Annotated in this window: 11 protein-coding genes and 1 tRNA gene; 4 read left to right on the forward strand and 8 right to left on the reverse strand. The window is 63.6% G+C overall.

Annotation, left to right across the window (positions count from 1 at the left end; genetic code table 11):
• Positions 1-200: 200 nt before the first annotated feature.
• Together lexA and CTP10_RS09910 are read left to right on the forward strand one after the other, a co-directional pair.
• Positions 201-857, forward strand: a complete 657-nt coding sequence (gene lexA / locus CTP10_RS09905) for a transcriptional repressor LexA (RefSeq protein WP_029048697.1) — start codon at positions 201-203, stop codon at positions 855-857.
• 113 nt (positions 858-970) lie between these two features.
• Positions 971-1,141 carry a hypothetical protein gene (locus CTP10_RS09910; protein ID WP_199414611.1) on the forward strand — a complete coding sequence of 57 codons (171 nt, stop codon included), beginning with the start codon at positions 971-973 and terminating at the stop codon, positions 1,139-1,141.
• A 36-nt stretch (positions 1,142-1,177) separates the two neighbouring features.
• Here the strand turns inward: CTP10_RS09910 and CTP10_RS09915 are convergent, their stop codons facing one another.
• The 7 genes from CTP10_RS09915 to CTP10_RS09945 all read right to left on the reverse strand — a co-directional run bounded on the left by CTP10_RS09915 (position 1,178) and on the right by CTP10_RS09945 (position 7,860).
• On the reverse strand, positions 1,178-1,627 hold the full coding sequence (locus CTP10_RS09915) for a hypothetical protein (protein ID WP_233528172.1): 450 nt from the start codon (positions 1,625-1,627) through the stop codon (positions 1,178-1,180).
• Between the two features lie 155 nt (positions 1,628-1,782).
• Positions 1,783-1,858: transfer RNA gene (locus CTP10_RS09920), tRNA-His, on the reverse strand.
• Between the two features lie 102 nt (positions 1,859-1,960).
• Entirely contained in the window at positions 1,961-2,239 is a 279-nt protein-coding gene (locus CTP10_RS09925) for a hypothetical protein (RefSeq protein ID WP_116320456.1), read from the reverse strand.
• Positions 2,240-3,117: 878 nt separating this feature from the next.
• Positions 3,118-4,155: a tRNA dihydrouridine(20/20a) synthase DusA gene (gene dusA / locus CTP10_RS09930; protein WP_116320455.1), complete on the reverse strand. Its 1,038-nt coding sequence runs from the start codon at positions 4,153-4,155 to the stop codon at positions 3,118-3,120.
• 212 nt (positions 4,156-4,367) lie between these two features.
• Positions 4,368-4,931 (reverse strand): NADPH-dependent FMN reductase, encoded by a 564-nt coding sequence (locus CTP10_RS09935; RefSeq protein WP_116320454.1) that lies wholly within the window; start codon positions 4,929-4,931, stop codon positions 4,368-4,370.
• Positions 4,932-5,089: 158 nt separating this feature from the next.
• Positions 5,090-6,178, reverse strand: coding sequence for an enoyl-CoA hydratase/isomerase family protein (locus tag CTP10_RS09940; protein WP_116320453.1), 1,089 nt, complete (start codon positions 6,176-6,178; stop codon positions 5,090-5,092).
• A 113-nt stretch (positions 6,179-6,291) separates the two neighbouring features.
• Positions 6,292-7,860, reverse strand: coding sequence for a methyl-accepting chemotaxis protein (locus tag CTP10_RS09945; protein WP_116320452.1), 1,569 nt, complete (start codon positions 7,858-7,860; stop codon positions 6,292-6,294).
• A 255-nt stretch (positions 7,861-8,115) separates the two neighbouring features.
• Here CTP10_RS09945 and CTP10_RS09950 point away from each other — a divergent pair, with 255 nt between their 5' ends.
• On the forward strand, positions 8,116-8,976 hold the full coding sequence (locus CTP10_RS09950) for a sterol desaturase family protein (protein WP_116320451.1): 861 nt from the start codon (positions 8,116-8,118) through the stop codon (positions 8,974-8,976).
• Between the two features lie 77 nt (positions 8,977-9,053).
• Here the strand turns inward: CTP10_RS09950 and typA are convergent, their stop codons facing one another.
• The gene (typA, locus tag CTP10_RS09955; protein ID WP_018309183.1) at positions 9,054-10,874 is read right to left on the reverse strand and encodes a translational GTPase TypA; all 1,821 of its coding nucleotides are present in this window, start codon (positions 10,872-10,874) and stop codon (positions 9,054-9,056) included.
• Between the two features lie 211 nt (positions 10,875-11,085).
• On the opposite strand from typA, the gene CTP10_RS09960 reads away from it, so the two are divergent.
• The gene (locus CTP10_RS09960) at positions 11,086-11,574 is read left to right on the forward strand and encodes a MarR family winged helix-turn-helix transcriptional regulator (protein ID WP_116320450.1); all 489 of its coding nucleotides are present in this window, start codon (positions 11,086-11,088) and stop codon (positions 11,572-11,574) included.
• Positions 11,575-11,619: the final 45 nt, after the last annotated feature.

The raw sequence follows: 11,619 nt of genomic DNA on the forward strand, positions 1-11,619 counted from the left end.
CGCGCCACCGCGGCCGATCGGTCCACGCGCGCCACCAAAAAAATTCTGCTTGCGCTGCCGCCGATACTGTATAAAATCACAGCATACTGTTTAAACATACAGTGCCCGGCGCGCCGGATGCAGGATTTGCGGAAAGCCCCAGCTTGCGGGGCAGCCCTCCCAGCCCTGCCCCCAGCGCGCCCGCACGGAACGGCGATCCCATGGCGACCCTGACACCCCGGCAGCAGCAGATTTTCGATCTGATCCGCAATACGATCCGCCGCACCGGCTTCCCGCCAACGCGCGCCGAGATTGCCGCCGAGTTCGGCTTTTCCTCGCCAAATGCCGCGGAAGAACACCTGCGCGCGCTGGCCCGCAAAGGCGTGATCGAGCTGACGCCGGGCGCCTCGCGCGGCATTCGCCTGAAGGTCTCGCGCAGTGATTCAGAAATGCCGGACCAGTTCTCGCTGCCTATACCCGGCGTATTGCAGCTGACGCTGCCGCTGGTGGGCCGCGTCGCCGCCGGCAGCCCCATCCTTGCCGCCGAGCATATCGACCGCCAGTACCAGGTCGACGCCTCGGTCTTCGATGAACGCCCCGACTACCTGTTGCGCGTACGCGGCCTGAGCATGCGCGACGCCGGCATTCTCGACGGCGACCTGCTCGCAGTGCGCCGCGCCAGCGAAGCGCCCAACGGCAAGATCGTGGTGGCGCGACTGGGTGACGATGTCACGGTCAAGCGCCTGCAGCGGCGCGGCGGCCATATTGAGCTGATCGCCGAGAACCCGGACTTCGCCAACATCATCGTTGAACCCGGGCGCGAAGAGTTTTCGCTGGAAGGCATCGCGGTCGGCCTGATCCGATCCTCCGGCTTCTAGCCGGGCACGGCAGGCCTTGCGCCTGCGCGGACCCACCCGCTTCCATTGCTTTGCAGACGCCGCCCGGCTTGCCGGGTGTTGACCCCGCTTTTGCCTGAAAAAGAGGTGCAACCATGCCGCAAATCCACCACGTCGCCACCCGCCGCCCGGTCAAGCCGGTACCCTTCCGCCAGTGCAAGGGCGTACGCGTCTATCAGGGCGCGCAGCGCCGGACTATGGTAGGCAGCATGGCCGCGATCTGCAGGATGCTCGAACTGGAAACCATGGACAAGCTGGCCGTCTGAAGCGGTCCGGTTTCCCGACCAACGGCCTGCCCCGCGTCAGCTACGCGCGCACGCCTTGGTTTCCGTTTCCAGTTCCTGCGGCGTCAACTGCGGAAACCATGTATTGGTCTTGCGCAGCTCGACCGCCGTGCCATCCGGCTTCGCCGTCAGCGAAATCAGATAGGCATACGCAAACTCGCCGGCTCCGTTTAGCTGACCGATCCGAATTTCCGTCTGGTTCTGTGCCGGCAGGCTGACGACCGTGGCGTCATCGCCGAGATTGTTGCGCAGGCATTTGGCAACGTCGGCCATTTTTGCCGGCGTGAACAAGCGCATCGGCGGGCGCGCGCGAACATCTTTCTCCGACGTGCCGGTGGCGCATCCGGCCATCATCGCGGCCACTGCCACGCCAGCGCCAATTACCGCTGCTCGAAGGAACATACGACCTCTTTGGAATTCAAGGCGCGTATGGTACAGGAGCCACATCGATCGCGTGCGGGTCGACATGGAAAGTCACTGCTCCACTAGCGCCTAATGTCGAACATCGATGCTGAGCACCAGCGTTCAGCCAGCGCCGAAACAGCCTGGACCGCACCAGCCTCGCGTCGCACATGCCTACAAAGCAAAACAGCGCCCGTAAAGGCGCTGTTTGCAAAGCAATCTGGGGTGGCTGATGGGACTCGAACCCACGACGACAGGAATCACAATCCTGGACTCTACCAACTGAGCTACAGCCACCGTAGAGGTCATCAGCGAAGCGCTGATCGACGAAAACCAAGATTATACAAACACTTTTTCGAGATGGCTAGTATCCCGCACAAATTTTTTTCAGAATCTGCATCACGCCTTGGGCCGGTGCCACTTGGCCTCCAGCAACACCGCCTGCTTGATGGCTTCGATGGTCTCTGCCTCGGTGTCGAAGTGGCCCAGCAGCCGGCGTGACTTGCCATTGAGGACGGCTTCCTGCAGCGCCCTGCCCGCGCCTTCCGAGATACCGTGGTGCCAGCAGTAGCGCGCTGTCCATTTGCCGTCCTGCAGTTGCTCGGCGACCCAGACCAGCCTGAAGTCCTCAAACACCTCGCCGAATGACTCTTCGTTGTTTGCGTTCGCTTTTTCCACGCTTACTGCCGTCCCTTCGCCTGTGGCGATGCGAAGAATCGTAGCACGCAGGCCAGCTAGCCAGACGGGGCCACAGCGCGCAGGCGCGACAGACCATAGCGGCAAGTCACCAAGCGGCACAGCATATGGCGTGCAAAGCCCCTACCCCTGCAGGGCTCTTGCTTCCTTCCCCGCAGTTTGCTTGGTTTGACAGCAAGGTTCGCTGGAACCTCGCGCATTGGTCATGGCCAAACCATTTTCAGGAATATTGCGAGGATGGAGCATGAGAACAATGCCTGGACGTCTGGCGGGAGTCTTGGCGCTGCTGGGAATGGTGGCGGCGCTGGCAGCCTGTGCGGGCGGCGGAGCCGATGGACGGGAGTCGGGAATCACGACCTATGGAACGCTGGATGTGGGCATCAGCCATACATCGCGATAGCCCTCCCGCCGCAGCGTGACCGGTGGAACTCTTTTCCGGGCAGCCCGGTCAAACCGGCTCGACTGGCGCGATCGCGAAAGATCAAAAAAAGAGTCCGCAGCGCGGACTCTTAACTTTAGCGATCTCAAATGCCCTGAAGGCCGTTGCAATGTAACTGTCATCCGGCAATTGCACCATTCGGGTAAACGAAGAGCGCAAAACGCGCCGACGAAAAAAAGCCCGCCGAGGCGGGCTGAATAATCAGTTGAAGAAAGCCCTGTATTCGAGGGCAGGGCACAGTGTAAAAAAGTGCCCTGCCTCGGCGAATTAGGGGAATCCCTTTGCAGACGCCAGTTACCGGCCGAATTGGCATCGCAAGTGTCGCGCGCGCAACCCTCGGGAATCCCTGCACAATTTGACGATTCGGTGTTAGAGCAAGCACTCAAGCGCTATGTGGCGGCGTCGTTCAGCGCGGCTTGCTTTATGCCGCCAGCGGTTCTGACGCCAGGGGACGCAGGTGTGCGCGCGCCTCTTCAAACAGCGCATCGACATCGGCACGCGTGCGTGCGGCATGCATGCGCTTCGCATCGGACAACACACGGCGCCAGCCGCGCCCTCCGGCAATGCCGCGGTACAGCCCCAGCATATGCCGAGTGACCGCACCCATATACCCGCCGCGTTCGACCAGGTCGCCGATATAGCGCTGCATCGATAGCTCGGCATCCAGCCGCGACCGTACCGGCGCATCAGCATCGCCGTAGAAGCGCTTATCCATTTCGGCCAGGACATAGGGCTGGTGATACGCCTCGCGGCCGATCATCACGCCGTCGACGTGTTGCAGATGCCGCGCCATCTCGTCATGGGTGACGATGCCACCATTGATCAGGATCTCCAGTTGCGGAAATTCCTGCTTCAACTGATAGGCCACTTCATAACGCAGCGGCGGGATTTCGCGGTTTTCCTTCGGACTCAGGCCTTTCAGGATGGCATTGCGCGCATGAACGATAAATGTGTCGCACCCCGCCTCCGCGACCGTGCCGACAAAATCGCGCACAAAATCGTAGTGCTCGATGGTATCGATGCCGATGCGATGTTTCACCGTTACGGGGATGCTGACCGCATCGCGCATTGCCTTCACGCAATCGGCGACCAGTTGCGGCTCCGCCATCAGGCAGGCGCCGAAGGCGCCGCGCTGCACGCGCTCGGACGGACAGCCGCAATTCAGGTTGACCTCCTTGTAGCCCCATTGCTCGCCCAGCCTGGCTGCCTCGGCTAGGTCGGCCGGCTCGCTGCCGCCCAACTGAAGCGCGACCGGGTGCTCTGCCGCATCGAAATCCAGGTGGCGCGGCACGTCGCCATGCAGCAGCGCACCGGTGGTCACCATCTCGGTGTACAGCCAGGTATGGCGGCTGAGCTGGCGGTGGAAGGTGCGGCAATGGCGGTCAGTCCAATCCATCATCGGCGCCACGGATACGCGGCGCGGACTTGCCGCGGCAGGTTTACCTTGAAAATGGGTCATTTCGGAACGGATCGGCGTGGCCAATCCTCATGCTACTCGTAGATATCAACAGCGCCCGGTGGAGGCAGCTCCCGTGCGCCGGGGGCGTCGCACACAATGCAGCCGCAGCGGTATCGCGGCTTTTCGGAAGGCGCATCAGTTTACCACCCCGGCAGATCTTTCGCCGGGGGGCACCAACCTTCAGTAGCGCCCCGGGCCGGTTGCCCGCGAGATCATCGCGCGGCCGCAGTCTTGTCGATCCACGCGCCGAACGTGGTCAGGAATTTGTCGAGGAAGCCCCGCGTCGATTCGTTGGCAATGCCGCCCTGCTCGTCGAACAGCTTGTCGACGCCGCTGATATACGCCTCGGGCTGCTGCAGGATCGGCATATTGAGGAACACCAGCGACTGCCGCAGGTGATGATTGGCCCCAAACCCGCCGACTGCTCCCGGCGAGGCACTGATGATGGCGGCAGGCTTGCCGTCCCAGACGCTTTTGCCGTACGGACGCGAGCCCACGTCGATGGCATTCTTCAGTGGCGCGGGGACCGAGCGGTTGTATTCGGGTGTGACGAACAGCACCGCATCGGCGCGGCGCACGCGGTCGCGGAATGCGGCCCAGGTCTGGGGCGGCTTGTCGTCCAGGTCCTGGTTGTAGAGCTGCAGGTCGCCGATCTCGACGATCTCCAGCTTGAGTTGTGCCGGCGCTTGCGCGATCACCGCCTTGGCCAGCTTGCGGTTATATGACTCCTTGCGCAGGCTTCCCACCAGTACAACGACATCACGAGGATTGCTCATCACGGCTCCTTTGTCTGCGTGGACAGTTGAAGCGGACGGCGCAGGCGCCATGGTTGCCATGGCTGCCCGCGCCGGTCCAGCCACCACTCTACCCGAGTCGCGACTGGCCTGCCGTGAGGGGGGCGGCGCGCGCGGCCGCCGGCGGTTGGACGGACCGATCAGGCGCCCTTTCCCAACGCGGCGAGTGGATGGTCTTCCGTACGCCACGGGCTGTCGAAGAACGACTGGACTGTCTCGCGGCCAACCTCATCCAGCCGGGCATGCTGCCAGCGCGGGTTGTGGTCCTTGTCGATCGCCAGCGCTCGGATGCCCTCGACGCCGTCGCCCTTGCGGAACACGTAATACATCATGTCCAGTTCCATGCGCAGTTCATCTTCGAGCGACATGCCGCGCGCGCGGCGGATCTGCTCCAGCGACACGCACAGCATCAACGGCGAGCGGCTACGCAGCATGGCAGCGGTCTGCGCGGCCCAGTCGCCCGGCGCATCGCTGATGGCCGCCAGGATATCCTGCGCGGTATTGCCGGCGAACAGATCGTCGATCTGTGCGGACAGGCCCGCGAGCGTACTTTGCGCAGGCAGGCAGTCAGCGCGATGCGGCGCGGTGAAGCCTTCGATATGCGCGAGGACGGCATCGCAGCTGGCAAACTGCTGCGCGCGCAGCGAATCGACCAGCTCGGCCAGTCGGTTGCCCGGCAGGTAGGCATCGGCCAGGCCTGCGTACAGCGCATCGGCCGCGTTGATCGCAGTGCCGGTCAGCCCGAGGTATTCGCCGATATGGCCAGGCGTGCGTGCCAGGAACCAGCCGCCGCCGACATCGGGGAACAGGCCGATATTGGTTTCGGGCATGGCCATCCTGGTGCGCTCGGTGACCAGGCGCAACCGGGCCCCTTGCGAGATGCCCATGCCGCCGCCCATCACCACGCCGTCCATCAGCGCGATGTAAGGCTTGGCGTAGCGGTGGATCAGGAAATTGAGCGCGTACTCCTCGACAAAGAACCGGTCGAGCAGCGGATCGCCTTCATGCGCCGCCTTGTGGAAGTAGCGGATATCCCCGCCGGCGCAGAACGCCTTGCCGCCGGCCCCGGCGACCACGACTGCCACCACTTCGGGCGCCGAAGCCCACGCCTGCAGCGCCTGGGTGATGGCGCGGATCATGTCCAGCGACAGCGCGTTGAGCGCCTGCGGACGATTCAGCGTCAGGTATCCGATGCCACCATGGACCTCGGTCGTGACGAATTCAGTCATGTCTTACTCCTCCAATGCAACTGGCGATTTTACGCCAGTCGCACCGGCAGGCGTACCCCATGGGCAGCTTGCGGCGCATGCACAGGCGTTGCACGGGCGCCGCGGGCGGTCGCTCAGGCCAGCCTGAATGTCGCCACCAACGAGGTCAGGCGCTGGGCCTGGTCTTCCAGCGAGGCAGCCGCGGCGGCGGCCTGCTCCACCAGCGCCGCGTTCTGCTGGGTCATGCTGTCCATCTGGGACACCGCCACGTTGACCTGCTCGATGCCGTGCGACTGTTCGTCCGACGCCGCGCTGATATCGCCAATGATGCCGCTCACGCGCCGCACCGCGTCGACGATGTCCTGCATGGCACGGCCGGCATCGTCGACCAATCCCGATCCTTCGCGCACGTTCGCCACCGAAGTGCCGATCAGCGTCCGGATTTCCTTGGACGCGCTGGCGCAGCGCTGCGCCAGGTCGCGCACATCGCCCGCCACCACCGCGAAGCCGCGGCCGTGCTCGCCGGCGCGCGCCGCTTCGACAGCGGCATTGAGCGCCAGGATATTGGTCTGGAACGCGATCTTCTCGATCACGTCGATGATGTCGACGATCTTGCTCGAACTGCCGTCGATCGAGCGCATGGTATCGACCACGCGCGACACCGCCTCGCTGCCCCGCTCGGCCAGCGCGCTCGCGTCAGTGGCCAGCGTGCGCGCCTCGCGTGCGCTGTCGGCGTTCTGGCGCACGGTGCTGGTCAGCTCTTCCATGCTGGATGCGGTTTCTTCCAGCGATGCGGCCTGCTGCTCGGTACGCTGCGACAGGTCGGCATTGCCGCTGGCGATCTGCTTGCTGGCCGAGGCAATCGCGTCGGCGCCGCCGCGCACGTCACCCACCATCGCCACCAGGCTGTGTTGCATCCGGCCCAGCATGCCGAGCATGCGCGCCGTTTCGTTGCGCGCCGACTCATCGGCATGCGTGCCACCGCTGGTCGCTGCCTGGGCACTCAGGTCGCCGCCGGCGATCCTGTCGAAGCGCGTAATGGCAATGTCGAGCGGCCGCACGATCGAACCGCGCAGGCGCCACGCCACCACCGTACTGAACACCAGGCCCAGCACCAGTGCAATAACCGACGTCGTGAACAGGTTGCGATAGCGATGCTGCGACGCTTCGTAGACCTCCTTCGCGCCGGCGAGCTGCAGCTTGTTGAGTTCGGCATTGACCGCGGTGAAGGCGATGTCGCGCCTGGGGATTTCCTCGAGCACGTACCGCATCACCGCATCACGATCGGCCGCGTGCAGCGCTGCGATCATCGGGGCCACGCCTTGCTTGAACAATGCCTCGCGCTTGGCGGTGACATCATCGACCAGCTTGCTCTCTTCGGCCGAGCGCGGCAGCGCGAGGTAAGCCTTCCATGCCTTCTCGGAATCGCGCGCAAAGCCCTCGGCGGTCGCGGCGCGGGCCCTGGCATCGGCGGGGTCTGTGGCAAAGGTGGCCTGGTCGAGCAACACACGCACCAGCAGTTGGTTCGAGCGCGCTTCGGCAAGATGCACCGCGGCCGACAATTGCTGCGAATAGATCTGGCGCGTGGCATCGTTGCTGCGCGACATGCCGAGCCAACCGACTGCGCCGACAATCAGAATCAACAAGTTGGTAACGATCGTCAGGAACCACAATCTGGCTCCGATGGTTGTGTTCTTGAACATTGAAGCTCCGGGGTAAACGCGAAAAATAGCGGGTCGAAGAAGTTTGCGAAATCAGGGGACGCGTATGCCGCCGCCCTGCTCATCTACGGCGCTCACAAGGGTTCCTTAACCCGGATTAGTTGCCTTTCTATGCGCGACACAACTGCGTATCCGTGCAGGAATACGAGGATGGCCGGATGCAGCGCAGCCACATGATGGCGAACGTTTGGAGGAACCCCTCGTAGCAATTCCGGATGGAATGTGCAAACTTGCGGAATGACAACCGAATCGCTCGATCCCGGACTCGTGCTGCTGGCGTTTGCGCCGGTCTTCCTGCTGACCATTGCCGGCGAGGCCTGGTACTGGGCGCGCCGCGACCGGTCGGTGTACAGCCTGCGCGATACCGTCTCCAATGCAGCGCTCGCGCTGATGCACCAGGCCTCTGACGCGTTCTTCCTGTGGCTGATGATTCGGACGGTGTACGGCTGGTGTTACCAGCATGGACTGCGCGCCGTCCCGGAAACGGCGTGGTCGTTCACGTTATTGCTGTTGCTGCAGGACTTCCTCTACTACTGGTTTCACCGCGCCAGCCATCGCGTGCGCTGGCTATGGGCGTCGCACGTGACGCATCACTCGTCGGAAGGCATGAATTTCTCGACGGCGTTTCGGCAAAGCCTGACGTATCCGCTGTCCGGGATGTGGCTGTTCTGGATTCCGCTGGCGTATATCGGCTTTACGCCGGACTGGGTGATCCTGGCCGTCGGCCTGAATCTGGCATTCCAGTTCTTCGTCCATACGCGGCTGGGGCGGCGCTGGCCGTGGCTCGAATCGATGTTCAATACGCCTTCCGTCCATCGCGTGCATCACGCCAGGAACCCGCAGTACATCGACCGCAACTATGCCGGCGTGCTGACGGTGTGGGACAGGCTCTTCGGCACCTTCGTCCCCGAGCGGGAGGCGCCGGTCTACGGCATCACGCGCCAGGTGCGCACGCACAACCCGCTGACGCTGACCTTCCACGAGTGGCGCGACATGTTTGCGGACGCGTGGCGCGAGCGGGATCTCCGCTACCTGTGGAAGCCGCCGGAATGGCGCAGCCCGCGCTCGCCCGCGGCGGAGACGCTTCCGCGAACGTAGGTCGGTGCCAGGTGCGCGTGGTGACGCGGCAAAAAAAACCGCGCCCAAAGGCGCGGTTTTTCTGACACCGGGGACGCTTACGCGCCTTCGCGCGAAGCACGCTTGCGCTCGTGCTCCTTCAGGTGGCGCTTGCGCAGGCGGATGCTCTTGGGCGTGAGCTCGACCAGCTCGTCGTCGGCGATGAATTCCACCGCATATTCCAGCGACATCTGGATCGGCGGCACCAGGCGCACCGCTTCGTCGGTACCCGAAGCACGCACGTTGGTCAGCTGCTTGCCCTTGATCGGGTTGACCACCAAGTCGTTGTCGCGGCTGTGGATGCCGATGATCATGCCTTCATACAGCGCATCACCCGGCTTGACGAACATGCGGCCGCGGTCCTGCAGCTTCCACAGCGCGTAGGCCACGGCGTCGCCGTCATCCTGCGAGATCAGCACGCCGTTGTGGCGCTCGCCCAGGCCGCCTTCGCGCACCGGCGCGTAGTCGTCGAAGATATGGCTGATCAGGCCGGTGCCACGCGTCAGCGTCAGGAACTCGCCCTGGAAGCCGATCAGGCCGCGGGCCGGAATGCGGTATTCCAGGCGGGTACGGCCCTTGCCGTCCGAAGCCATGTCGAGCAGTTCGCCCTTGCGGCGGCCCAGCTCTTCCATCACGCCGCCCTGGTGGCTGTCTTCGACGTCCACGGTCAGCAGTTCGTACGGCTCGTTCTTGACGCCGTCGATTTCCTTGAACACCACGCGCGGACGCGACACGGCCAGCTCGTAGCCTTCACGGCGCATGTTTTCCAGCAGGATGGTCAGGTGCAGTTCACCGCGGCCCGACACTTCGAAGATGGTGTCGTCGCCGGTATCGGCCACGCGCAGCGCCACGTTCGACTTCAGTTCGCGGTCCAGGCGCTCGCGCAGCTGGCGGCTGGTCACGAACTTGCCTTCACGGCCCGCCAGCGGCGAGGTGTTGACGCAGAAGTTCATGGTCAGCGTCGGCTCATCCACCTTCAGCATCGGCAGCGCGTCCTGGGCGTCCGGCGCGCACACGGTGCAGCCGATACCCAGTTCTTCGATGCCGTTGATCAGCACGATGTCGCCGGCTTCGGCCTCGGACACGATCTCGCGCTCCAGGCCCTGGAACTTCAGCACCTGGTTGATACGGCCCTTGATGGGGTTGCCTTCCGGGCCGAACTTGACCACCACGTCCTGCAGCGGACGGGCGCGGCCACGCGAGATGCGGCCCACGCCGATCTTGCCGACGTAGCTGGAGTAGTCCAGCGAGATGATCTGCAGCTGCAGGGGGCCGTCCCGATCGTCGTCACGCACCGGCACCTTGTCCAGCACGGTTTCGAACAGCGGCTTCATGTCGCCGTCGCGCACGTCTTCGGTCAGGCCGGCAAAGCCGTTCAGGCCCGAGGCGTAGATCACCGGGAAGTCGAGTTGCTCGTCGGTGGCGCCCAGCTTGTCGAACAGGTCGAAGGTCTGGTTGATGACCCAGTCCGGACGCGCGCCCGGGCGGTCGATCTTGTTGACCACCACGATCGGCTTCAGGCCCAGCGCCAGCGCCTTGCGCGTGACGAAGCGGGTCTGGGGCATCGGGCCTTCCACGGCGTCGACCAGCAGCAGCACGCCGTCGACCATCGACAGCACGCGCTCCACTTCACCGCCGAAGTCGGCGTGACCCGGGGTGTCGACGATGTTGATATGGGTGCCGTTGTATTCGACGGCACAGTTCTTCGCGAGAATCGTGATCCCGCGTTCCTTTTCCAGGTCGTTCGAGTCCATCACCCGCTCGGCGACTTGCTGGTTGTCGCGGAAGGTGCCTGCCTGGCGCAGGAGCTGGTCGACCAGGGTGGTCTTGCCATGATCGACGTGGGCGATGATGGCGATGTTTCGGATGGCGCGGGTCATTGCTGCGTCTCGCTAAAAGCGACTCTCGCAAGGAGGGTCGGAGAATCTGAGGTAACCCAACATTCTAGCATGTTGCGGCGCAAGATGCGTTGACCTCAACCGTCACTCGCATAGCAATCATTATTGCCAAAAAAGAAATAACGAATTTCCGTTCTTGCGCATCTTTAAACGCGAACATATATTTGCCTCAGCAAAGATTGCAAAGGCAAAGATGTCAAAGGACGACCCTACCTCCGGCCCCCCGGCGCCGGATTCCGCACTGTTCGATCCCGCCAAGTACCAGATGTCCGACAGCGTCGGCTACCTGCTGCAACGCGCGAAGAACACGCTCGCACATAGCGTCGAGCAGGAGGTCAGCAGCCTGGACATCACACATGCGCAGGCCAGTTGCCTGATCATGATCGCCACCGGGCGTGCCGGCACCGTCACAGACCTGGGCCGTGAACTGAATACCGACATGGGTTCGGTCACGCGCCTGCTGAGCCGCATGGAAAAGCGCGGCCTGGTCGCACGCCAGCGCCGCGACGACGACCGCCGCGTGGTCGACCTGTTGCTGACCGAACAGGGCCAAGCTCTGGCAGACCGCCTGCCAACCATTTTCTGCAAAGTGCTGTCGCAGCACTTCAAAGGGTTTTCCGCCGACGAACTCCAGTTGCTGAAATCCATGCTGCGCAGGGTCATCGATAACTACAGCGGGTAGTGCGGCGCCGGCCAGGCTCCGGCAAAGCAGATCGTCCGGCACGCC

The organism is Cupriavidus sp. P-10 (genome assembly GCF_003402535.2).
Classification (GTDB): Bacteria; Pseudomonadota; Gammaproteobacteria; order Burkholderiales; family Burkholderiaceae; genus Cupriavidus.

Coding starts and splice junctions, on each gene's coding strand:
- lexA (WP_029048697.1), top strand. CDS start 201: ATGGCGACCCTGACACCCCGGCAGCAGCAGATTTTCGATCTGATCCGC.
- CTP10_RS09910 (WP_199414611.1), top strand. CDS start 971: ATGCCGCAAATCCACCACGTCGCCACCCGCCGCCCGGTCAAGCCGGTA.
- CTP10_RS09915 (WP_233528172.1), bottom strand. CDS start 1,627: ATGTCGACCCGCACGCGATCGATGTGGCTCCTGTACCATACGCGCCTT.
- dusA (WP_116320455.1), bottom strand. CDS start 4,155: ATGACCCATTTTCAAGGTAAACCTGCCGCGGCAAGTCCGCGCCGCGTA.
- CTP10_RS09935 (WP_116320454.1), bottom strand. CDS start 4,931: ATGAGCAATCCTCGTGATGTCGTTGTACTGGTGGGAAGCCTGCGCAAG.
- CTP10_RS09940 (WP_116320453.1), bottom strand. CDS start 6,178: ATGACTGAATTCGTCACGACCGAGGTCCATGGTGGCATCGGATACCTG.
- CTP10_RS09945 (WP_116320452.1), bottom strand. CDS start 7,860: ATGTTCAAGAACACAACCATCGGAGCCAGATTGTGGTTCCTGACGATC.
- CTP10_RS09950 (WP_116320451.1), top strand. CDS start 8,116: ATGACAACCGAATCGCTCGATCCCGGACTCGTGCTGCTGGCGTTTGCG.
- typA (WP_018309183.1), bottom strand. CDS start 10,874: ATGACCCGCGCCATCCGAAACATCGCCATCATCGCCCACGTCGATCAT.
- CTP10_RS09960 (WP_116320450.1), top strand. CDS start 11,086: ATGTCAAAGGACGACCCTACCTCCGGCCCCCCGGCGCCGGATTCCGCA.